General features: G+C 63.9%; 19 protein-coding genes. 7 read left to right on the top strand and 12 right to left on the bottom strand.

Annotation, left to right across the window (positions count from 1 at the left end; all coding sequences use genetic code 11):
* Nucleotides 1-6: 6 nt before the first annotated feature.
* The 7 genes from IFU31_RS03660 to gloB form a co-directional block, all read right to left on the bottom strand.
* Nucleotides 7-1617: an ABC transporter ATP-binding protein gene (locus IFU31_RS03660; RefSeq protein ID WP_192102322.1), complete on the bottom strand. Its 1611-nt coding sequence runs from the start codon at nucleotides 1615-1617 to the stop codon at nucleotides 7-9.
* A gap of 1 nt (nucleotide 1618) precedes the next feature.
* Nucleotides 1619-2638, bottom strand: a complete 1020-nt coding sequence (locus IFU31_RS03655) for an ABC transporter permease (protein ID WP_122476003.1) — start codon at nucleotides 2636-2638, stop codon at nucleotides 1619-1621.
* Between the two features lies 1 nt (nucleotide 2639).
* On the bottom strand, nucleotides 2640-3713 hold the full coding sequence (locus IFU31_RS03650; RefSeq protein ID WP_122476002.1) for a microcin C ABC transporter permease YejB: 1074 nt from the start codon (nucleotides 3711-3713) through the stop codon (nucleotides 2640-2642).
* Nucleotide 3714: 1 nt separating this feature from the next.
* Nucleotides 3715-5547 (bottom strand): extracellular solute-binding protein, encoded by a 1833-nt coding sequence (locus tag IFU31_RS03645; RefSeq protein ID WP_192102321.1) that lies wholly within the window; start codon nucleotides 5545-5547, stop codon nucleotides 3715-3717.
* Nucleotides 5544-7385: an extracellular solute-binding protein gene (locus IFU31_RS03640; protein ID WP_192102320.1), complete on the bottom strand. Its 1842-nt coding sequence runs from the start codon at nucleotides 7383-7385 to the stop codon at nucleotides 5544-5546. The genes IFU31_RS03645 and IFU31_RS03640 overlap by 4 nt, the downstream gene beginning before the upstream one ends.
* A 140-nt stretch (nucleotides 7386-7525) precedes the next feature.
* A complete protein-coding gene (locus tag IFU31_RS03635; RefSeq protein ID WP_192102319.1) occupies nucleotides 7526-8971 on the bottom strand; it encodes a lytic transglycosylase domain-containing protein in 1446 nt (481 codons plus the stop codon).
* Between the two features lie 99 nt (nucleotides 8972-9070).
* Nucleotides 9071-9850, bottom strand: a complete 780-nt coding sequence (gloB, locus tag IFU31_RS03630) for a hydroxyacylglutathione hydrolase (RefSeq protein ID WP_192102318.1) — start codon at nucleotides 9848-9850, stop codon at nucleotides 9071-9073.
* An 81-nt stretch (nucleotides 9851-9931) separates the two neighbouring features.
* On the opposite strand from gloB, the gene IFU31_RS03625 reads away from it, so the two are divergent.
* The 4 genes from IFU31_RS03625 (at nucleotide 9932) to IFU31_RS03610 (ending at nucleotide 12618) form a co-directional block, all read left to right on the top strand.
* Nucleotides 9932-10702 carry a class I SAM-dependent methyltransferase gene (locus IFU31_RS03625; RefSeq protein ID WP_122475993.1) on the top strand — a complete coding sequence of 257 codons (771 nt, stop codon included), beginning with the start codon at nucleotides 9932-9934 and terminating at the stop codon, nucleotides 10700-10702.
* Complete coding sequence (rnhA, locus tag IFU31_RS03620) at nucleotides 10702-11154, top strand: ribonuclease HI (protein WP_122713742.1); 453 nt, start codon at nucleotides 10702-10704, stop codon at nucleotides 11152-11154. The genes IFU31_RS03625 and rnhA overlap by 1 nt, the downstream gene beginning before the upstream one ends.
* A 141-nt stretch (nucleotides 11155-11295) precedes the next feature.
* Nucleotides 11296-12027, top strand: coding sequence for a DNA polymerase III subunit epsilon (dnaQ, locus tag IFU31_RS03615; protein WP_122713741.1), 732 nt, complete (start codon nucleotides 11296-11298; stop codon nucleotides 12025-12027).
* 6 nt (nucleotides 12028-12033) lie between these two features.
* A complete protein-coding gene (locus IFU31_RS03610) occupies nucleotides 12034-12618 on the top strand; it encodes a GNAT family N-acetyltransferase (protein ID WP_342345280.1) in 585 nt (194 codons plus the stop codon).
* Here IFU31_RS03610 and IFU31_RS03605 read toward each other — a convergent pair.
* Both IFU31_RS03605 and IFU31_RS03600 read right to left on the bottom strand, forming a co-directional pair.
* Nucleotides 12601-13503 (bottom strand): LysR family transcriptional regulator, encoded by a 903-nt coding sequence (locus IFU31_RS03605; protein ID WP_192102317.1) that lies wholly within the window; start codon nucleotides 13501-13503, stop codon nucleotides 12601-12603. The genes IFU31_RS03610 and IFU31_RS03605 overlap by 18 nt on opposite strands.
* A gap of 61 nt (nucleotides 13504-13564) precedes the next feature.
* On the bottom strand, nucleotides 13565-13774 hold the full coding sequence (locus IFU31_RS03600) for a hypothetical protein (RefSeq protein ID WP_122713739.1): 210 nt from the start codon (nucleotides 13772-13774) through the stop codon (nucleotides 13565-13567).
* A gap of 175 nt (nucleotides 13775-13949) precedes the next feature.
* Here IFU31_RS03600 and IFU31_RS03595 point away from each other — a divergent pair, with 175 nt between their 5' ends.
* Together IFU31_RS03595 and IFU31_RS03590 are read left to right on the top strand one after the other, a co-directional pair.
* Nucleotides 13950-14501: an NADPH-dependent FMN reductase gene (locus IFU31_RS03595; protein WP_192102316.1), complete on the top strand. Its 552-nt coding sequence runs from the start codon at nucleotides 13950-13952 to the stop codon at nucleotides 14499-14501.
* A 113-nt stretch (nucleotides 14502-14614) separates the two neighbouring features.
* On the top strand, nucleotides 14615-15319 hold the full coding sequence (locus IFU31_RS03590) for a YebC/PmpR family DNA-binding transcriptional regulator (protein ID WP_122475984.1): 705 nt from the start codon (nucleotides 14615-14617) through the stop codon (nucleotides 15317-15319).
* A gap of 171 nt (nucleotides 15320-15490) precedes the next feature.
* Here IFU31_RS03590 and IFU31_RS03585 read toward each other — a convergent pair whose 3' ends face one another.
* Entirely contained in the window at nucleotides 15491-16777 is a 1287-nt protein-coding gene (locus IFU31_RS03585) for a leucine-rich repeat-containing protein kinase family protein (protein ID WP_192102315.1), read from the bottom strand.
* 157 nt (nucleotides 16778-16934) lie between these two features.
* On the opposite strand from IFU31_RS03585, the gene IFU31_RS03580 reads away from it, so the two are divergent.
* Nucleotides 16935-18812 carry a propionyl-CoA synthetase gene (locus IFU31_RS03580; protein WP_192058165.1) on the top strand — a complete coding sequence of 626 codons (1878 nt, stop codon included), beginning with the start codon at nucleotides 16935-16937 and terminating at the stop codon, nucleotides 18810-18812.
* Nucleotides 18813-18823: 11 nt separating this feature from the next.
* Here IFU31_RS03580 and zapE read toward each other — a convergent pair whose 3' ends face one another.
* The gene (gene zapE / locus IFU31_RS03575) at nucleotides 18824-19921 is read right to left on the bottom strand and encodes a cell division protein ZapE (RefSeq protein ID WP_446731018.1); all 1098 of its coding nucleotides are present in this window, start codon (nucleotides 19919-19921) and stop codon (nucleotides 18824-18826) included.
* Nucleotides 19922-19967: 46 nt separating this feature from the next.
* Nucleotides 19968-21110: a M14 family metallopeptidase gene (locus tag IFU31_RS03570; protein WP_342214347.1), complete on the bottom strand. Its 1143-nt coding sequence runs from the start codon at nucleotides 21108-21110 to the stop codon at nucleotides 19968-19970.
* Nucleotides 21111-21213 lie beyond the last annotated feature (103 nt).

Raw genomic sequence — 21213 nt, 5'->3', positions numbered from 1 at the left:
TTCAGGTTAATCGACAGCCGTTGGGGCCAAGAAGGCTGCTTCCAACAGCTGCTGTGTATAAGGGTGCTGCGGCGCGGCAAAGATAGCCCGCGCCGCCCCTTGTTCGACGACCTGACCGTGCCGGATCACCATCAGTTGGTGGCTCAAGGCTTTGACTACCGCCAGATCGTGGCTGATAAACAAATAGGTCAGGTTGTATTTCAGTTGCAGTGAACGCAACAGCTCCACTACCTGGCGTTGAACGGTGCGGTCGAGCGCCGATGTGGGCTCGTCCAGCAGGATCAACGCCGGTTTCAAAACCAAGGCCCGGGCAATGGCGATACGTTGCCGTTGCCCGCCGGAGAACTCGTGAGGGTAACGATGGCGGGTCTGCGGGTCCAGCCCAACCTCCTCGAGCGCGGCAATGATAGCCTGTTCCTGCTCGGCTTCGTTGCCGATCTTGTGTATTCGCAGGCCTTCGCCGACGATCTGGCTCACGCTCATGCGTGGGCTGAGGCTGCCGAACGGGTCCTGGAAGACCACCTGCATCTGCTTGCGCAGCGGTCGTACCTGCTGCTGGGCCAAGCCGTCCAGCGCGGTGCCCTGGAACTGGATCGAGCCACGGCTGGCGATCAAGCGCATGATCGCCAGGCCCAGCGTGGACTTGCCCGAGCCGCTTTCGCCAACGATACCAAGGGTCTGCCCACGGGGCAGGGTGAACTGGATGCCATCGACGGCCTTGACGTGATCCACGGTACGGCCCAGCAATCCCTTCTTGATCGGGAACCACACGCGCAAGGCGTCGACCGCCAGTATCGGCTCGCCGACCGCGGTGGCCGCCGGCTCGCCACTGGGTTCGGCACCCAGCAGAACCTGGGTGTACGGATGCTGCGGCGCTCGAAACAATTCTTCACAGCCAGCCTGTTCGACGATGCGACCGCGCTGCATGACACATACCCGGTGTGCAATTCGCTTCACCAGGTTGAGGTCATGGCTGATCAGCAGCAACGCCATGCCCAGCCGCGCCTGCAGGTCTTTGAGCAGTTCGAGAATCTTCAGTTGCACGGTGACATCGAGTGCGGTGGTGGGCTCGTCGGCAATCAGCAGTTCAGGCTCATTGGCCAGGGCCATGGCGATCATCACCCGCTGACGCTGGCCGCCGGACAATTCGTGCGGCAACGCCTTGAGGCGCTTGTGCGGCTCGCCGATGCCGACCAGCTCGAGCAATTCCAGGGTGCGCCGGGCAGCGGCAGCCCCGGTGAGCCCTTTGTGCAGGGCCAGCACTTCACCGATCTGCTTGCCGATGTTGTGCAGCGGATTGAGCGAACTCATCGGCTCCTGGAAGATCATCGCGATACGGTTGCCACGGATGTGCCTGAGCTGCTTTTCCGGGAGCGTGAGCAGGTCGCGGCCGTTGTAGACGATGGTGCCGCTGGGGTGCTGGGCGAGCGGGTAGGGCAGCAGGCGCAGGATGGAGTGCGCAGTCACCGACTTGCCCGAGCCGCTTTCACCCACCAGCGCGAGGGTTTCGCCACGGCGGATATCGAAGCTGATGTGTTCGACCACGCGTTGCCGACTTTCCCCGGCGACGAACTCGACGGCCAGGTCGCGGACCTCGATCAGATTGTCCTGGCTCATGTCATTTCCTCGGGTCGAAGGCGTCACGGGCCGATTCGCCAATGAACACCAGCAGGCTGAGCATCAGCGCCAGCACGGTGAAAGCACTGATGCCCAGCCAGGGCGCCTGCAGGTTGGACTTGCCCTGGGCGACCAGCTCACCCAGCGATGGCGAACCGGCAGGCAGGCCGAAGCCGAGAAAATCCAGGGCGGTCAGGGTGCCGATCGCGCCCGTCAGGATGAACGGCATGAAGGTCATGGTCGAGACCATGGCGTTGGGGAGGATGTGGCGGAACATGATCGCGCCGTTCTGCATGCCCAGCGCGCGGGCTGCGCGCACGTATTCCAGGTTGCGGCCACGCAGGAATTCGGCGCGCACCACGTCCACCAGGCTCATCCAGGAAAACAGCAGCATGATGCCCAGCAGCCACCAGAAATTGGGTTGCACGAAGCTGGCCAGGATGATCAGCAGGTACAGCACCGGCAGGCCGGACCAGATCTCCAGGAAACGCTGGCCTGCCAGGTCCACCCAGCCGCCATAGAAGCCCTGCAGCGCACCGGCGATGACTCCGATGATCGAACTGGCGATGGTCAGCGTCAGGGCGAACAGGACCGAGATGCGGAAGCCATAGATGACCCGCGCCAGCACGTCGCGCCCCTGGTCGTCGGTGCCCAGCCAGTTCTGCGCGGAAGGCGGCGCCGGTGCCGGTACCCTGAGGTCGTAGTTAATGCTCTGGTAGCTGAACGGGATCGGCGCCCAGAGCGTCCAGCTGTCCTTGGCCGCCAGCAGTTCGCGCAGGTAGGGACTTTTGTAGTTGGCTTCGAGGGGGAATTCGCCGCCGAACGTCGTTTCCGGGTAGCGCTTGAAGGCAGGGAAATACCACTCGCCGTCGTAGCGCACCGCCAGGGGCTTGTCGTTGGCGATCAGTTCGGCGCCCAGGCTCAGGCCGAACAGCACCAGGAACAGCCACAGCGACCACCAGCCGCGCTTGTTGGCCTTGAACCGTTCGAAGCGCCGCCGATTGAGGGGAGACAGGTTCATCTCAGTGCTCCCGATGGCCGAAGTCGATGCGTGGATCGACCAGGGTGTAGGTAAGGTCGCCGATCAATTTCACCACCAGCCCCAGCAAGGTAAAGATGAACAGGGTGCCGAACACCACCGGGTAATCGCGGTTGATCGCCGCCTCGAAGCTCATCAGCCCCAGGCCGTCGAGGGAGAAGATCACTTCGACCAGCAGGGACCCGGTGAAAAAGATGCCGATGAAGGCCGAGGGGAAGCCGGCGATCACCAGCAGCATGGCATTGCGGAACACGTGGCCGTACAGCACGCGGCGATTGCTCAGCCCCTTGGCCTTGGCGGTGACCACGTATTGCTTGCCGATTTCGTCGAGGAAACTGTTCTTGGTCAGCAGCGTCATGGTGGCGAAGTGGCCGATCACCAGGGCGCCGACGGGCAGCACCAGGTGCCAGAAGTAGTCCAGCACCTTGCCGCTCCAGCTCAGCTCCTCGAAATTGTTGGACGTCAGGCCGCGCAGCGGGAACCAGTCCAGGTAGCTGCCGCCGGCGAATACCACGATCAGCAGGATGGCGAACAGGAAGGCGGGAATGGCATAGCCGATGATGATCGCCGAGCTGGTCCAGACGTCGAAATGGCTGCCGTGGCGGGTGGCCTTGGCGATGCCCAGGGGAATCGACACCAGGTACATGATCAGGGTGCTCCACAGGCCCAGCGAGATCGACACCGGCATCTTTTCCACGATCAGGTCGATGACCTTGGCATCGCGGAAGAAGCTGGTACCGAAATCCAGCTGCGCATAGTTCTTGATCATGATCCAAAGGCGCTCGGGGGCTGGCTTGTCGAAGCCGTACATCTTCTCGATTTCCTTCACCAGCGCCGGGTCCAGGCCCTGCGCGCCGCGGTAGCTGGAACCGGCGACCGCCACTTCGGCACCACCGCCGGCGATGCGGCTGGTGGCGCCGTCGAAGCCTTCGAGCTTGGCGATCATCTGTTCCACCGGCCCGCCAGGCGCGGCCTGGATGATGGCGAAGTTGATGATCAGGATGCCCAGCAGGGTAGGAATGATGAGCAGCAGTCGGCGCAGGGTATAGGCCAGCATGTCAGGGCGTCTCGGAAGGCGTGGGGGTAACCGCCGGCGTGGCGTGGGGCTTGCTCCACCAGGTCTGCAGGCCCACGTCGTAGCGTGGCGTGATGGCCGGGTGGCCGATGTGGTTCCAGTACGCCACGCGCCAGGTCTTGATGTGCCAGTTGGGGACCACGTAGTGGCCCCAGAGCAGGACGCGGTCCAGCGCTCGGGCGTGATCGACCAGGTCCTGGCGCGAGGTGGCATTGATCAGGCTCTCCACCAGGCTGTCGATGGCCGGGTCCCTGAGCCCGATGTAGTTGCGGCTGCCAGGCTTGTCGGCGCTGGAGCTGGCCCAGAACTCGCGCTGCTCGTTGCCGGGCGAGGTGGACTGGGAGAAACTGCCGACCATCATGTCGAAGTCGCGCGAACGAATGCGGGTGATGTACTGGGAGACGTCGACCCGTCGGATCACCAGTTCGATACCCAGGTCGGCGAGGTTGCGCTTGTACGGCAGCAGCACCCGGTCGAAATCGGCCTGGGTCAGCAGGAACTCGATCTTCACCGGTGTGCCCCGGGCATCGACCATCTTGTCGTCGACGATGCGCCAACCCGCTTCCTGCAGCAGTTTGTAGGCGCGACGCTGCTGCTCGCGCAGCATGCCGCTGGCGTCGGTGACCGGGTTGTTGAACGGTGTATCGAAGACTTGTTCGGGAATCTGCCCGCGCAGCGGTTCGAGAATCTTCAGTTCGGCGGGGCTTGGCAGGCCCGAGGCCGCCATGTCGGAGTTCTCGAAAAAGCTGTCGGTGCGCGTGTAGGCGCCGTTGAACAGCTGCTTGTTGGTCCACTCGAAATCGAACACCAGGGCCAGGGCTTCGCGCACGCGCACGTCCTGGAACAGCGGCTTGCGCAGGTTGAACACGAAGCCCTGCATGCCGGTCGGGTTGCCGTTGGGTATTTCTTCGCGGATCAGGCGCTTTTCGCGGACTGCAGGAATGTCGTAGGCGGTCGCCCAGTTCTTCGCGCTGCTTTCGAGCCAGTAGTCGAACTGTCCGGCCTTCATGGCTTCCAGGGCCACGGTGCTGTCGCGGTAGTACTGGATGTCGAGCACGTCGAAGTTGAACATGCCGCGGTTCATCGGCAGGTCGCGTGCCCAATAGTCCTTGACCCGCTCGTAACGTATCGAGCGACCGGCCTTGACCTCTGCCACCCTGTAGGGCCCGCTGCCCAGCGGAATGTCCAGGCTGCCCTTGGTGAAATCGCGGCCTTCCCAGAAGTGCTTGGGCAGTACCGGTAGTTGACCGAGGATCAGTGGCAGCTCGCGATTGTTGCTGTGCTTGAACTTGAACAGCACCCGTTGCGGGTCTTCGGCGACCACTTCGGCGACGTCGGCGTAGTAGCTGCGATACAGCGGCGAGCCGCTCTGGATCAGGGTCTGGAAACTGAACACGACGTCTTCGGCGTGCATCGGCCGGCCATCGTGGAAACGCGCTTCGGGGCGCAGGTAGAAGCGCACCCAACTGTTGTCCGGGGCTTTCTCGATGCGCCCGGCGACCAGGCCATACTCGGTAAACGGCTCGTCCAGGCTTTGCCGCGCCAGGGTATCGTAGTTAAGGTCCATGTCGTCGGCAGGCACGCCCTTGCTGATGAAGGGATTGAGGCTGTCGAAGCTACCCACGCCTTTCTGGCGAAAGGTGCCGCCCTTTGGCGCGTCGGGGTTGACGTAGTCGTAGTGCTGGAAGCCGGCCGGGTATTTCGGTGCTTCGTCGTACAGGGTGAGGGCATGTTGGGGCGCGGCCTGTGCCAGGCTGGCCGCAAGGCTCAGCGCGCATGCGCCGAGGGCTCTGGCCAAAGCAGGTAATGGCATCATTGACTCTTCTCCGTAGGCTTGACCCACCAGGCGCTCAGGCCCAGGGTGTACGGCGGTGTAGTGACGAATGCCAACCGGCTGCGGTACGCCAGGCGGTGGTAGTCCAGGTACCAGTTGGCCACCATGTAGTGCTGCGACAGCAGCACGCGGTCCAGTGCCCTGGCGGCGGCTACCTGGTCGTCACGGTTCTGGGCGCCGAGCAGTTGCTCCAGCAGGCGATCGACCACCGGGTTGGCAATGCCCGCATAGTTCTTGCTGCCGCGCACGGTGGCTTGGCTGGAGTGAAAGTACTGCCATTGCTCCAGGCCCGGGCTCAGGGTCTGCGGCAGGGTCAGCGAGATCATGTCGAAATCGAACTGGTCCAGGCGTTGTTTGTATTGCGCGCGATCGACGCTGCGCAGGTTGGCCTGCACGCCGATACTGGCCAGGTTGGCGACATAGGGCCCCAGGATGCGCTCCAGATTGGAATTGACCAGCAGGATTTCCAGGCGCAACGGCTGGCCTGCGGCATTGCGCAGACGGTCGCCCTGCAGCGTCCAGCCGGCATCCCCAAGCAGCTTCAGGGCCTGGCGCAAGGTGGCTCGAGGAATGCCGTTGCCGTCGGTACCGGGCATGCTCGGCGCTTCCAGAAAGAGGGCCGGGCTCAGTGCGTTTTTGTACGCCGACAGCAGCAGGCGTTCCTTGCCGCTGGGCAGGCCAGTGGCGGCGAATTCGCTGTTGGGGTAATAGCTCTCGGAGCGCCGATAGGCGCCGCTGAACAGCGCGCGGTTGGTCCATTCGAAATCCAGCAACAGCCCCAGTGCTTGGCGCACGCGGGGGTCGCTGTAGGCCGGGCGGCGAGTATTGAAGAACAGGCCCTGGGTCTGCGTCGGGATCTTGTGGGGAATCTGCGCCTTGATCACATCGCCGCGACGCACCGCGGGAAAGTCATAGCCGTTGGTCCAGTTCTTCGCCTGGTGCTCGATGTAGATGTCGAACTCGCCGGCCTTGAACGCTTCGAAGGCCACGTCGCTGTCGCGGTAGAACTCGACCTCCATGCGATCGAAATTGTACTTGCCGCGATTCACCGGCAGATCCTTGCCCCACCAGTTCCGATCCCGTTCCAGCACCAGCCTTCTGCCCGGTACCACCTGCTTGATGCGATAGGGGCCGCTGGTCACCGGCGCCTCGAAAGTGGTCGCCTGGAAGTCCCGACCTTGCCAGTAATGCTTGGGCAGGATCGGCAGTTCGCCCAGGCGCAGGATCAGCAGCGGATTGCCCGAGCGCTTGAACACGAAGCGGATGCGAGTCGGGCTCAGCACATCGACCCGCAGCACTTCCTGCAGGTTGGTGCGGTACATCGGATGGCCCTGGGTCAGCAAGGTACGGTATGAGAACGCCACATCGGCGCTGGTGATCGGGTGGCCGTCGTTGAACCGCGCCTGCGGCCTGAGATTGAACACCACCCAGCTACGGCTTTCGTTGTATTCCACCGACTGGGCGATGAGACCATAACTGGAGCTGGGCTCATCCCCCGAAGGCGCGTACTGGCCGGTACCTACCATCAACGGCTCGTTCAGCTCGTTGATGCCGTACTGCAGGAAGTTCGCGGTCTGGACCGGGCTGGTGCCCTTGAAGGTATAGGGGTTGAGCGTGTCGAACGTACCGAAGGCCATCGTCCGCAACGTGCCACCCTTGGGCGCATCGCCGTTGACCCAATCGAAGTGGCTGAAGCGTGCCGGGTATTTGAGCGTTCCGAATTGCGCATAGCCGTGGCTTTGGATGATCGTCGCGTTGGCGCAGGCGCTCAACGCAAGGCCCAGCAGGCAGGCCAGCAGGCGGAAGGGAAGGAGACGCATCAATTCATGAATCCGAACCGGTCGGCAATGACTTTGTTGCGCTTACAGTAACAGTTTGTCTCAGCAGGAAGAAGAGTGGTGATGGCGTTAAGCTGGCGCTGCAACGCTCCTCAGGGGGAGCGTTCCAGGTCAGCGCGCACTCAGCGGCGGTTGAGGTAGACCGTAAGGGTCTGGCCAGGCTTGAGCGCGTGGCCGCTGCGCGGATTCCAGCGCTTGAGATGCTGCATCTCGACGTTGAAGCGCTTGGCGACCAGGTACAGCGAGTCGCCCTTGCGCACCTTGTAGGTGGTGGTCTTCTGCGCATCGCTGGCAGCCGAGCCAGCCCTGGCCGCCAGGCGGCCCTTGGCCGGGGTTTCGGCCTGCATGACCAGGGTCTGGCCGGCCTTGAGGTTCTTGCCGGTCAGGCGGTTCCAGCGCTGCAGGTCGCGGGTATCGACCTTGTTGGCCTTGGCGATGGACGCCAGGTTGTCGCCGCGGCGCACGGTGTACGACTTGGGCCGGCTGGGCTGCACCACCGCCACTTCGTCGAAGACGCGCTGGGCAGGTGCCAGGGTCAGCAGTTCTTCGGGCTTCATGTTCGACAGGCTGGCGGTCAGCAACTGCGCCTTGGCCGTGGGCACCAGCAGGTGCTGGGTCGGCTCCATGGTGACGCGCTTCTTGAATGCCGGATTGAGCTGGAACATCTCGTCTTCGTCGATGCCGGCCAGCGCCGCGACGCGGGACAGGTCGACGCGCTGGTTGACCTCCACCACGTCGAAGTACGGTTGGTTGGCGATCGGGTTCAGATTTACGCCGTAGGCTTGGGGCGATTGCACCAGTTCGGCCAGGGCGAGCAGCTTGGGCACGTAGTCACGGGTCTCCTGCGGCAATGGCAGGTTCCAGTAGTCAGTAGGCAGGCCGAGCTTTTCGTTGCGCTCCATGGCGCGGCTGACCGTGCCTTCGCCGGCGTTGTAGGCCGCCAGGGCCAGCAGCCAGTCGCCGTTGAACATCTCGTGCAGCTTGCTCAGGTAGTCCAGCGCCGCACCCGTGGAGGCGGTGACATCGCGACGACCGTCGTAGAAGTTGGTCTGGCGCAGGTTGAAGTAGCGACCGGTGGACGGGATGAACTGCCACAGCCCGGAGGCATCGGAGCGCGAATAGGCCATCGGGTTGAAGGCGCTTTCGATGACCGGCAGCAGCGCCAGCTCGAGGGGCATGTCGCGTTCTTCCAGGCGCTCGACGATGTAGTGCATGTACAGGCTGCCACGACCGCTGGCACTTTCCAGGAACGATGGGTTGCTGACGAACCACAGGCGCTGCTGCTCGACGCGCGGGTTCATGGCAATGCTGTCCTGCAGCTGGAAACCGTCGCGAATACGCTCCCACACGTCCTGTGGGGCTTTCTTCGGCTGGCTCTGGTTGACGAAAATCGGCTTGGGCCGCACGTGTGCGGTCAGGGCGTGAGGGCGGGCGTCCGGGGCGGCGCCCGAGGACACGCTGGCGGTGCTCTGGCAGCCGGCCAGGCCGGCGCACAGCGTGACCGCGATCGCCTGGGCCAGTCGCGTCAATGCGTCGGACTTGATGGTTTTACGTATGGATGACGACATTGGCTGGAGGATAGTTCCGCGCGAAAATGTCGGGCGATTCTAGAAAGTGACCGAAGGTCGGTCAACCTTTGAGAAATTTCCGACACAAATCAGTGCCCTTCAGAACTTATCTTTCCAACTACGCAAGGTTGCGAACACCGCCTGCGCCGTGCTGTGAGAGGTTCCGGCCCGTTCGTCTGCTTTTTGTTTAACGGATGTTTCAGCAGCCCGCAGAAACGGGTTCGTGCGCTTTTCCAGGCCGATCGAGGTGGGCAGGGTGATCGCATTGCGCTGGCGCAGCGCAGTGACCTCTTCCAGACGCTCGGCGATGTCCGGATTGCCAGGTTCTACCGCGCTGGCGAATTTCAGGTTGCTCAGGGTGTATTCATGGGCGCTGTAGACCAGGGTGTCATCGGGCAGCCCGGCCAGGCGCGACAGCGACGCGTGCATCTGCTGCGCAGTGCCTTCGAACAACCGCCCGCATCCGGCGGCGAACAGGGTATCGCCGGGGAACAGCAGCGGCTGCGTGTCGCTCAGGTGGTAGAAGGCGATGTGCCCCGCGGTATGCCCCGGCACGTCATGGACCTGCAGGTGCAGGCCGAGTACGTCCAGGCTGTCACCCTCGCCCAGGGCGCGGTCGCGCGCCGGGATCGATTCCTGTGCCGGCCCGCTGACCTGCGCGCCGGTGCGCCGCTTGAGCGCCTGAACGCCGCCGACGTGATCGTTGTGATGATGGGTGACGAGGATATCGGTCAGGCGCATGTCGGGATGGGCGTCGAGCCACCGCTCGACCGGCTCGGCGTCGCCCGGATCGACGACCGCGCACTGGCGCGCCGCAGTGTCTTGTAACAACCAGATGTAGTTGTCGGAGAAAGCGTTCAGCGCGTGAATCTGTATCATGGCTCGGTTCGCTTGATTTCGATTAATGGTCCATCTTAGTGCCCCGTCGGCATTAGGTGAACCTCAGTGTGGGAGATCGTCATGACCGATACCGCCTTTGCCCAGGCCGACCCACAGTGGCTGGCCCTGATCGGCCAGGCCCGCGAATGGTTCGCCGGGCCGCACGGCCAGTTGCTGCTGCGCGAAGAACAGCGCTTGCTCGAAGAAGAGCTGGCGCGCTTCTTCGGCGGCTATCTGGTGCATTACGGCCCCAGCGCCGAGCCACCACCGGTGGCCGGGCAAATCCACCGCAACGTGCGCATGGGTGCGCCCTTTCCAGGCGTCGAGATCGTGTGCGAAGAGCAGGCCTGGCCGCTGGGCGAACATGCCGCGGACGTCGTGGTGCTGCAGCACGGGCTGGATTTCAGCCTCTCGCCCCACGGCCTGCTGCGCGAAGCGGCCAGCGCGGTGCGGCCGGGTGGGCACCTGCTGATCGTCGGCATCAACCCGTGGAGCGCCTGGGGCGCGCGCCGGGTGTTCGCCAAGGACGGGCTGCACAAGGCGCGCTGCTTCTCCGCTTCGCGGGTGGCCGACTGGCTGAACCTGCTGGGCTTCGGGCTGGAGAAACGCCGGTTCGGGTGTTATCGTCCGCCGCTTGCCTCGCCCCGCTGGCAGGCGCGCCTGGCCGGCCTCGAACGCGTCGCCGGCAAGTGGCAGAGTGGCGGTGGGGGCTTCTATATATTGGTTGCGCGCAAGATGGTGGTAGGTCTGCGGCCATTGGTGCAGCAACGCCGCGAGCCAATGGGCAAGTTGCTGCCGCTGCCGATGGCCAAGGTCAACCGAGACAATTCGAACATCGATGGAAAAGCCTGATGAGTGACACTGTGGAAATCTTCACCGACGGCGCCTGCAAGGGCAATCCTGGCCCCGGCGGCTGGGGGGCATTGCTGGTGTGCAAGGGCGTGGAGAAGGAGTTGTGGGGCGGCGAAAGCACCACCACCAACAACCGCATGGAGCTGACCGCAGCCATTCGCGGGCTGCAGGAACTCAAGCGCGGCTGCGACGTGCTGCTGGTGACCGACTCCGAGTACGTGATGAAAGGCATCAACGAGTGGATGGTCAACTGGAAAAAGCGCGGCTGGAAAACCGCCGCCAAGCAGCCGGTGAAGAATGCCGACCTCTGGCAGCAGCTCGACGAGCAGGTCAATCGCCATCAGGTCAAATGGCAGTGGGTACGCGGCCACAACGGCCATGCGGGCAACGAGCGCGCCGACGACCTGGCCAACCGTGGGGTCGATGAAGTGCGTGGCATGCGTCAGGCGTAGGCGGCCCGGTCGTCAGGCAACCGGATAGGAGCCCCTGCTGCGCTGTGCTAGAGTTTCACCGGTTGCCGTTCATGCCCTTCGGGCCTGCAGCCCATCGCTCCACCTTGATCTTCGCTCACCCTGCTCGAGAGTTTTCTGCCCATGGCCGTTCGTTCCGTAGTATTCGACACCGAAACCACCGGTATGCCGGTCACCGATGGCCATAGGGTGATCGAGATCGGCTGCGTCGAACTGATGGGGCGGCGTTTGACCGGGCGCAATTTTCACGTCTATGTACAGCCGGACCGGCCCAGTGACGAGGGCGCCATTGGTGTCCACGGCATCACCGACGAGTTTCTGGTGGGCAAGCCGCGTTTCGCCGAGGTCGCCGACGAACTCTACGAGTTCATCCAGGGCGCGCAGATCATCGCGCACAACGCGACCTTCGACGTGGGCTTCCTGAACAACGAATTCAAGATCGCCGGCATGCCCGAGCGGGCAAACATTGCCGAGTACTGCACGGTGATCGACAGCCTGGCGATGGCCCGCGAGCGCCATCCGGGGCAACGCAACAGCCTCGATGCGCTGTGCAAGCGCTATGGCATCGACAACTCCGGGCGTGAGCTGCACGGCGCGTTGCTCGACTCCGAGATTCTTGCGGACGTCTACCTGGCCATGACCGGTGGCCAGACCAGCCTCTCGCTGGCAGGCAACGCCAGCGATGGCGATGGCGGCGGCAAGCAGGGCAGCGAGATCCGCCGACTGCCGGCGGATCGCCGGCCCACGGCGATCATCCGCGCCAGCCAGGCCGAGCTCGACGAGCACCTGGCACGCCTGCAGGTCATCGCCAAAGCTGCCGGGGCCGATGCGCTCTGGACGCAGTTGGGCGCGTAGCCCGCTGTGTCGCCTGCGAACGGCCCGGCCAGTGGTTTGACCGATAGCCAGCCGTGCATTCGCCTGGCCGATGAGCGTTTCGACGACTACGTGCTGGGCGCCGATTTCAGTGCCCAGGTCTGTGGCTATGTGTCCCCCGTGTTCAACCAGCCAGTCGCCCAATGGCCGCTCAGGACGGTGCGTGTCTATCACAAGGACTACGGCATAGACCCTGCCGAGTTCGCCCGCTATCGCCAACCCAATGCCGGCGGTGCCATCTTCGTGGCGTGGCTCGGCGAGCGGGCAGTCGGTCATGTGGTGGTCAGCCGGCACTGGAACAACCTCGCCTATGTCGACGAGCTGGCCGTCGATGCGTTGGCGCGCGGGCAGGGCGTGGCCAAGGCGCTGCTCGATGTGGTGCGTTTCTGGGCAATCAAGCAGGGTTTGCCAGGCATCATGCTGGAAACCCAGAACAACAACCTGCCAGCGTGCCGGCTGTACGAACGCTGTGGTTTCAGGCTGGGTGGGATCGACTACTTGCGCTACCAGGCCATCGATGCGGCCAGCCACGAAACGGCGCTGTTCTGGTACACGTTATTCGCGGACGGGTGAGAGCAACGCCTGCGCGTTGTGCGCAATGATTTCGAGCAGGGTCTTTGCCGCCGCGCAAACCGATGCCTCACTGCGCGTGAGGGCGTAGAGGGTGACCGGCACGGCAGGCGACAGCGGGCACGTATCCAGCCCCTGGGCACGCGCACCCGCTGCGGTAAAAGGATCGACGATGGCCAGCCCTTCGCCGGCCTCGACCATGCTGCGCATCATCTGGTAGGTCTGCACGCGAGTCTGGATACGCGGGGGCGGATTCAGCGCTTGAAGCTTGTGTTCCAGCACCAGGCTCAGCGGGTCTTCCCCCTCCAGACCGATCATCGCCTGTCCCGCCAGTTCATGCAGTGCGATGTAGCGATGCTTGGGGGAGAGCCAGCCTTGAGGGGCGAGCAACTGCAGTTTGCCTTCGGCCAGCACCTGGCTGGTAATGGACGCGTGCTTGGGACTGTGCAGGCTCAGGCCGACGTCGGTCTGCTGCAGCAACAGGCTGCGCACCATGGCATCGGTATTCTGCACACCCAGCGTGCACGGGGTTTCACGAAAGCGTCGGCGCAGGGCAGCGATGCTCTGCGGCAGCAACTGGTGGGCCAGGGACGCTGTGCACACCACGTGCAGTCCGGGATCCTGATGCTCGCGCAGGCTGTCGGCCAGGCGTTGCAGGCGGTCCGCCTGAGTTTGCACGTTGGCGATGGCAGCCTGCATGCGCAGGGTTTCCGGGGTCGGCTGGAACCTCCCACGGGCCCGCGCAAACAGCAGGAAGCCCAGCTTTCGCTCGGCGTCCTGCAAGTTCTGTTCGAGGGTCTGCACGGGAAGGTCGAGCATTTGCGCAGCGCTCTTGAGTTCGCCGGTCTGGCAGAGCGCCTGGATGATTTCGATATGGCGCAGTCTCATGCGCGTTCCCTGCCGGCTAACAACGCGGGGGGCGTGTCAGCGTGAATGGGTGCACGGACTGTCAAGGGATTCGGATGATTTCCACGCCGCTCTGTACCAGTTGGAAACGGTCGTCGCCCAAGTGGTTGACTCGATCGCCGATGGCCAGCTTGTAGGTACGGGTCGGCGCACTGCCTTCGACCGCCGGGGTCGACTCCTGAAACTCATGCACCGGATAGATACGACCTTCCGCATCGCGTGCATGAAATTGCCCAACCAGGACTACCGCCATTTTAGTTCCAACCTCTGAAGAATTTTGCGTGTATCTCGCTGGCACTGTAGACCCCTGTTTATTCAGGTAGTTTTGCCAGCGAGAAAAAATAGTGCGAGCGCCTGACCGATGGCGGACAAACCGGGCCAAGTCATCTATAACTAGCCCTCGGTTCATTCATCACAGGGGTACAGGCATGAGCAAGGTCTATCCGGTTGCGGTACTGGTCGGCAGCCTCAGAAAAGAGTCGATCAACCGCAAGGTGGCTCTGGCGCTGCAGGCCATGGCACCTGACAACCTGACGTTGAAAATCGTGGAAATCGGCGATTTGCCGCTCTACAACGAAGACATCGATGTCACCCCACCCGCTGCTTATACCACCTTTCGCCAGGCGTTGGGCGAAGCCGATGCGGTGCTGTTCGTCACCCCCGAGTACAACCGCTCGGTGCCCGCACCGTTGAAAAACGCGATCGACGTGGGCTCGCGCCCTTACGGCCAAAGCCACTTCACTGGCAAGCCGGGCGCGGTCATCAGCGTCTCGCCCGGTGCGGTAGGCGGCTTTGGCGCCAACCAGCATCTGCGCCAGTGCATGGTCTTCCTCGACGTGGCAATGATGCAGCAGCCCGAAGCGTACCTGGGTCACGCAGGTGGGCTGTTCGACGAGAACGGTCAGGTGGTGGAGAAGAGCCGGCCGTTCCTGCAGGGTTTCATCGACGGCTTCGGCAAGTGGGTGGCCCGCGTGGGTTGATGTTGCGCCCGGAGAATTTTGGTCGATGCGCTTGCGATGGGCAGGTAAACTGCGCCGCAACGCGCGGGCTGCAGTCGCCTGCGCATGGGTCGAGCGAACAAGAGAGCGGGTAAATGGGCGCACAGTGGAAAGCTAAACATCGCGAAGCAGCAGCCAACGCCAAGGGGCGGATCTTCGGCAAGCTGTCCAAGGAAATTTCGATCGCGGCGCGTTCCGGTACCGATCCGGACACCAACGCCCGCCTGCGGTTGGTGATCGAACAGGCCAAGAAGGCCTCGATGACCCGCGAGACGCTGGAGCGTGCCATCAAGAAGGGCGCAGGCGTAGGCGACGACGCGGTCAACTACACATTGGTCAAGTACGAAGGCTTTGCCCCGCACCAGGTGCCGGTCATCGTCGAGTGCCTGACCGACAACGTCAACCGCACCGTTTCGCAGATTCGCGTGCTGTTTCGCAAGGGCACCCTGGGCGCCGAGGGTTCGGTCTCTTGGGATTTCCATCACTACGGCATGATCGAAGCAACGCCTGATTCGGCCGACGTCGATGCCGAGGAAGCGGCCATCGAGGCCGGTGCGCAGGAGGTCGAGGAGGGCGACGAGGGCGCGTTCCTGTTCCTGACCGAAACCACCGATCTGGACGCGGTGTGCAAGGCGCTGCCGGGGCAGGGTTTCACCGTTGTGTCGGCGAAGATCGGCTACGTGCCGAAAAACCCGGTGACTCTGGATGACGCGGCACAGCTGGCCGAAGTGGAAGACTTCCTCGACGCCATCGACGGCAACGACGACGTGCAAAACGTCTACGTCGGCCTCGCCGGCTGATCGGTAACCGTCTTTACCGCTATAGGCCAGGCAGATCGCAAGGACGCGGCCGACACCACCCCTGTAGCAGCGGCGCGAGCCGCGTCCGGGTTCAACGCGGTGCGTCAGGTAGATTACGGCGGCCGTTGACGCGGCTTGCGCCGCTGCTACAGGGGATCTGGCGTCTGATCGTCAGGTACCCAGGCGCTGGGTGACTTGCGCGAAGCTGGGGCGGGCCAGCACCTGGGGCTGGACGCACTCGCGTTGCAAGGCCCACAAGCCGTCGTCGGTTTCAGTGCAGCGCGTCAGCAGCTCCTCGAGCAGCAAACCGAAGGCGCGAACCTCGATCCGCTCCAGCGCTTGCGATACCTCGCTATCGTCGCCGGGGTAGAACGAGGCGCCGCCGAAATCGCCGAACAGGCACTCGCCATTTTCCTGCCACAGCACGTTGTGGGCGTAGAAGTCCCCATGGTTGATCCCGCGCGCATGCAGATGGGCGCCGACTTCGGCCATACCCCACAGCAAGCGCAACAGGGCATCGCGATCAATGGCGAAATCGGCCGAGTAGATGTCGCGCGTGCAAGAAGCCAGGCTGGGCGGACCCGCCAGGTTGGCGAACGACTGATCGATCAGCGCCATGACCAGCCCCGCAGTACCGTCGGGATGCCCGCTCAAGCGTCCCAGCACCTCGATCAACTGCGGATGTTCGCCCGCAGCCATGCAGGCGTTCATCTCGTTGACCGGCGAGCCATCGCTGGTCATCGCGCCCTTGTACAGCTTTACCGCCACCGGCTGCCCGCTTTCCAGGTGTGCACGATAGATGATGCCCGAAGCCCCTTCGCCCAGACGCTCGTCCAGGCGCAGGTCGCTCCAGGCGATGTGCCCGCGTGTGCCCTCGCTGTGGGGTGTGGTGAAGGCTTCGCTCATGGGGTTCCCGGCATACGCCAGCCAGGCCAGCCGTGGCAGGCGCAGCAGCCAGTCGGGCAGGGCCGGCAGGCGGTTTGCCGACAGGCGCAGCAGCTCGAGGTTTTCCAGCCGTGCCAGGCGCTCGGGCAAGGCTTGCAGACGGTTGCCCGAGAGCATCAGTTTCTGCAGGTGCAGGCAGTCACCCAGCGCGTCGGGCAAACGCTCGATGCGGTTGTCGGTGAGAATCAGCCAGCGCAGCTGTGGCGGCAACGCCTGCGCAGGTACGTGTTCGATGCGGTTGGCCTTGAAGCCGACCATGCTCAACTGCGGGCAGCGGCCGATGCAGGCAGGCAACTCGGTGAATGGATTGTCCGAGCAGAACAGCACCTTGAGCTTGTGCAGCCGGTGCAGGTCATCGGGCAGCCGGGTCAGGGCGTTGCCGCTGAGGTTGAGCACCTCCAGGCTGTCGGCCAGGGTGAAGATGGCCTGGGGAAATTCGGTCAGGCCGCAGGCCAGGTCCAGGCGGGTGGCGCCAGCCAAATGGCCGGCTTCGAGCAGCTCGAGGGTATTCATGGGACAACCGTCATCAAGGAAATCGCGGTGGCCATCATAGCGGTTCGTGCGCGCCACGCCACGTTCGACGTTCGACCTTGATCGGCTGGCAGCCCGGCCAACCCCAGCCATACTCAACGCTCGCCCTTCAATAACAACAATCCAGGGTTGGCTACCGATGAACTATGAGCAAGCGTACGAACGCTCCATTTCCGACCCTGCCGGTTTCTGGGCAGAACAGGCCCGCGCAGTCGCCTGGTCGCACCCGCCGCAGCAGGTGCTCGACGTACAGCCCGACGGCACCCATCGCTGGTTTGCCGATGGCCGTCTCAACACCAGCTATCTGTGCCTGGACCGGCAAGTGGCGCTGGGTCGCGGCGCACAGACTGCGCTGATCTACGACTCGCCGGTGACCGGCGTACAGCAACGCTTCACCTATCAGCAGCTGCTCGACCAGGTGGCGCGGCTGGCAGGCGTGCTCACCGGCCTGGGGGTGGCCAAGGGCGATGGCGTAGTGATCTACATGCCGATGGTGCCCGAGGCCGCCATGGCGATGCTGGCCTGCGCGCGGATCGGCGCAGTGCACTCGGTGGTGTTCGGCGGCTTCGCTGCCAATGAACTGGCGCTGCGCATCGACGACTGCCGGCCCAAATTGCTGCTCACCGCCTCGTGCGGTGTGGAATTCGACCGGGTGATTGCCTACAAGCCGCTGGTGGACAAGGCCATGGGCCTGGCTCGCCATGCTCCCGAACAGGTGCTGGTGCTGCAACGTCCGCAGGCTTTGGCGACACTGCAGGAGGGCCGCGACCTGGACTGGCAGGCACAGTTGGCCGACGCTGCGCCCGCGGCGGCCGTGGACATGGCCAGCGGCGATCCGCTGTACGTGATGTACACCTCCGGCACCACCGGCAAACCCAAGGGCATCGTGCGCGAAACCGGTGGTAACGCGGTGGCCCTGACCTTCGCCATGGGCGCCATCTACGGCATGCGCGCAGGCGATGTCTGGTGGGGAATTTCCGATGTCGGTTGGGTGGTTGGCCACTCGCTGATCGTCTACGGGCCGCTGATGTGCGGCTGTACCAGCGTGCTCTACGAGGGCAAGCCCATTCGTACGCCGGATGCCGGCAGCTATTGGCGCGTGGTCGAGCAGTATGGCGTCAACGCGCTGTTCTGCGCGCCCACTGCAATGCGTGCCATCCGCAAGGAAGACCCCGAGGGGTTGCTGCTGCGCGGTTACGACCTGAGTTCGCTGCGGCAGCTGTTCCTGGCCGGCGAGAAGCTCGACTCCAGCACCCATCGCTGGCTCGAAGCGCAAACCGGCAAGCCGGTTCACGATCACTGGTGGCAGACCGAGACGGGGTGGCCTGTGACCGCACCGTGCATGGGCCTGGAAGGCTCGGCCGTGCGGGTGGGCTCGAGCAACCGAGCGGTGCCGGGCTATCACGTTCAGGTACTGGATGAGCAAGGCGAGCTGATGGCGCCCGACGAGCAAGGCGCCATCGTCATCGCGCTGCCGTTGCCTCCCGGTTGCAGCCAGACCTTGTGGGGCGATCACCCGCGCTACCTGCAAAGCTACCTGGAGCGCTACCCCGGCTATTACCACACCGGCGACGGTGGCTATCTGGATGCCGACGGCTATGTCCACATCATGGGGCGCACCGACGATGTCATCAACGTCTCGGGCCATCGGCTGTCGACCGGTGAAATGGAAGACCTGGTGGCCCGGCATGCCGACGTGGCGGAATGCGCCGTCATCGGCGTCAGCGATGAGATCAAGGGCGAGGTGCCGCTGGCGCTGGTGGTGCTCAAGGACGGCAGCGCGGTGAGTCCGTCCGTGCTGCAGGCACAGTTGGTCGCGCAGGTACGCGAATCCATCGGGGCGCTGGCATGCCTGCAGCGGGTGCTGGTGGTCAAGCGCCTGCCCAAGACGCGTTCGGGGAAGATCCTGCGGGCGGTGCTGCGCAAGATCGCTGCGCAGGAGGTGTTCGTCGCACCTTCCACCATCGATGACCCGGCGATACTGGAGGAAATCGCCCAGGTGCTCGCTGCGCGCTAGGTGAGGACGAGCTACCGGCGCGGTGGCTCGCCCAGCATGATCAGTTGCCCCAATCGACTGCGTGTGCGCATCAGGTCGATGACCGACCCTGCCAGGCTCTCTGCCAGGGGCCGCTCGCTGACCAGTGTCAGCGTCTTGTCCTGGTCGTACAGCACGTCGATGAGGTTGATGAAGCGCTGCTGAACCGCGGTCGAACACTCGTCCAGCATCGGCAGATGGTCGATGCTCCAGTGCTGGAAGCGCCTGCACAGAGCCAGGTAATCAATGACAGCGGTCGGCTCCTCGCACAGGTCGGCGAAGTTGAAATGAATACGCTCGCCCGTGATCAGGCGGGCACGCAGCTCGCGGTGGCCGACGGTGAACGCCAGCGGTGCCAGGTCGGCGGGCGGCAATTGCAGCAGCGCACGCTGTGCCGGCGTGCCCGGCCATACGTAGTGACCGCGGGTGAAACACTGCTGTGCACCTGACTGGGCCAGGCTGCGGTAGTCGGTGGCGCCGCCGACTTCGAGCACCTGCATGCGCGCATTGATCAGTTCGATGACGGGCAAAAAGCGCTCGTGATAGAGCGGATTGGGCAGCAGGCCTTCCGGCGGGTAATTGGAGGTCACTACCAGGAGGATGCCGCGGTCGAACATCGCCTTGAACAAGCGCGTGATCAGCATGGCGTCGCCGATGTCGTGCACGTGGAATTCGTCGAAACACAGCAGGCGGCAGTTATCGAGCAGTTCGTCCAGGGTGCTGGCCAGCGGATCATCGGCCTGGCCGTGATGGAACATGCCCTGATGCAGCTTGGCGAAGAAATCATGGAAATGCAGGCGGCGTTTCTCATCCACAGGGGCGGCGCGGAACAGGCCGTCGAGCAGCCAGCTCTTGCCGCGCCCCACGGCCCCATACAGGTACAGACCCCTCGCCGGCGTGCCCTGCAGCAACGCGGGCATGCGCTCGGCCATGCTGTCGATGACCCGCGCCTGATCGGCGCCCAGCGTATAGCCCGCCTGCCGGGCGCGCTCGTCGAACCAGGCGCGCAGTGCGCCACCGGCGTGGCCAGTGTTGGCGCAGGGCTGGGCGTTGCATTCAGGTTTGAACAGACGCCTGTACAAGGCGAGCAGCGACGGCGGTGCGGTCAATCAGGGCGCTCCTTGAGCAACGTGGGGGTCAACGCAAGTTAGGCGCCATCTGCGCCAGCACGCTCAGCACATCGCCGCCCAGTCGCGCCGAGCGCTGGCCGTTCCAGCCGGTAAGCGCATCGGGAGCCGCATCGTGATCCTTGAACGGCATTTCCAGGGTCAGCGACAGGCAGTCGAATCGCTCGCCGACGCTGTTGCAGGCGAGAGTCATGTTGGCCTCGCCCGGCTTGTCGCGGGTGTAGCCGTGTACCGCCTGGAAATCCGCCGTATGATCACACAGCAGGTCGCGAAAGGTCTGCTCCAGCTGGGCGATGCGCGGTGTATAGCCGGGATTTCCCTCGCAGGCCGCGGTGAACACATACGGGATTTCCTCATCGCCATGGGCGTCGATGAACAGGTCGACACCGTGCTTGTCCATCTGCTGCTGCACGAAGAACACCTCGGGGGTGTATTCGGCGCTGGAGTCTTGCCAGGCACGGTTGAGGTCGCGACCGCGGGCGTTGGTGCGCAGGTGGCCGTGGAAGGCGCCGTCGGGATTCATGTTCGGCACCAGGTACAGATCGGCCACCGCCAGCAGGGCCTGAATCTGCGGATCATTCGCCTGCAGACGATCAATCACGCCCTCCATGAACCACTGCGCCATGTGTTCGCCAGGGTGTTGCTGGGCGATCAGCCACAGCCGACGCTTGCCGGGCGCACCGTCGCCCTTGCGCAGCAACGGTATTTCCCGCCCCTCGCAGCTTTGCCCGACAGCCAGCAGTTGCAGGCCCGCCTGGGTGATCGCGCGATTGATCAGGGCGTCGTGCCGCTGCCGGCTGTAGGGCTCGAAATAGGCAAACCACATCTCGCTGCCCTGAGCGTCCAGACCGAACCGCAGTGCCTGGCCATCGAACGTACTGGGCACGCGGAACCAGGTCTGTTGGTCGCAGGACGCCACCGCGTGGTAGCCGTGCCAGGCATTGTTATAGGAAGACTGCGCAGCGTTCTGCAGCGTGAACTCGTAGCGTTGCCCGACCTGCAGCTCGGCAGCCTTGAAGTGAAACCACTGAAAGTGTGGGCTCTGCCGGTCCGGGCGAATCGCCAGTTGGATGTCGAGAGGGTCGCGTAGGTCGATCGCTTCGATGTTGCCGCTATCGAAGTCGGCGCTGATCAGCGGGGCTGGGCGGGTCACGGTAGGGTCCTGTGGGTGAGTTCTTGTACCGCCCACTGTACACCGAGCGCTGGGCCACTTCGCAACTAGCGCGCTGACTTCTGTCGTTGGTTTCATCAGCTCG

It is taken from the genome of Pseudomonas sp. CFBP 13602 (genome assembly GCF_014842725.1).
GTDB classification, from domain to species: domain Bacteria; phylum Pseudomonadota; class Gammaproteobacteria; order Pseudomonadales; family Pseudomonadaceae; genus Aquipseudomonas; species Aquipseudomonas baltica.
This window is presented reverse-complemented; position numbering and strand designations above follow the sequence as displayed.

Bases quoted from the DNA above. Each gene is read 5' to 3' on its own strand.
- rnhA (WP_122713742.1), top strand. From the start codon at position 10,702: ATGAGTGACACTGTGGAAATCTTCACCGACGGCGCCTGCAAGGGCAAT.
- IFU31_RS03585 (WP_192102315.1), bottom strand. From the start codon at position 16,777: ATGAATACCCTCGAGCTGCTCGAAGCCGGCCATTTGGCTGGCGCCACC.
- IFU31_RS03640 (WP_192102320.1), bottom strand. From the start codon at position 7,385: ATGCGTCTCCTTCCCTTCCGCCTGCTGGCCTGCCTGCTGGGCCTTGCG.
- dnaQ (WP_122713741.1), top strand. From the start codon at position 11,296: ATGGCCGTTCGTTCCGTAGTATTCGACACCGAAACCACCGGTATGCCG.
- IFU31_RS03625 (WP_122475993.1), top strand. From the start codon at position 9,932: ATGACCGATACCGCCTTTGCCCAGGCCGACCCACAGTGGCTGGCCCTG.
- IFU31_RS03650 (WP_122476002.1), bottom strand. From the start codon at position 3,713: ATGCTGGCCTATACCCTGCGCCGACTGCTGCTCATCATTCCTACCCTG.
- IFU31_RS03605 (WP_192102317.1), bottom strand. From the start codon at position 13,503: ATGAGACTGCGCCATATCGAAATCATCCAGGCGCTCTGCCAGACCGGC.
- IFU31_RS03660 (WP_192102322.1), bottom strand. From the start codon at position 1,617: ATGAGCCAGGACAATCTGATCGAGGTCCGCGACCTGGCCGTCGAGTTC.
- IFU31_RS03600 (WP_122713739.1), bottom strand. From the start codon at position 13,774: ATGGCGGTAGTCCTGGTTGGGCAATTTCATGCACGCGATGCGGAAGGT.
- IFU31_RS03590 (WP_122475984.1), top strand. From the start codon at position 14,615: ATGGGCGCACAGTGGAAAGCTAAACATCGCGAAGCAGCAGCCAACGCC.
- IFU31_RS03645 (WP_192102321.1), bottom strand. From the start codon at position 5,547: ATGATGCCATTACCTGCTTTGGCCAGAGCCCTCGGCGCATGCGCGCTG.
- IFU31_RS03655 (WP_122476003.1), bottom strand. From the start codon at position 2,638: ATGAACCTGTCTCCCCTCAATCGGCGGCGCTTCGAACGGTTCAAGGCC.
- IFU31_RS03595 (WP_192102316.1), top strand. From the start codon at position 13,950: ATGAGCAAGGTCTATCCGGTTGCGGTACTGGTCGGCAGCCTCAGAAAA.
- IFU31_RS03635 (WP_192102319.1), bottom strand. From the start codon at position 8,971: ATGTCGTCATCCATACGTAAAACCATCAAGTCCGACGCATTGACGCGA.
- IFU31_RS03580 (WP_192058165.1), top strand. From the start codon at position 16,935: ATGAACTATGAGCAAGCGTACGAACGCTCCATTTCCGACCCTGCCGGT.
- gloB (WP_192102318.1), bottom strand. From the start codon at position 9,850: ATGATACAGATTCACGCGCTGAACGCTTTCTCCGACAACTACATCTGG.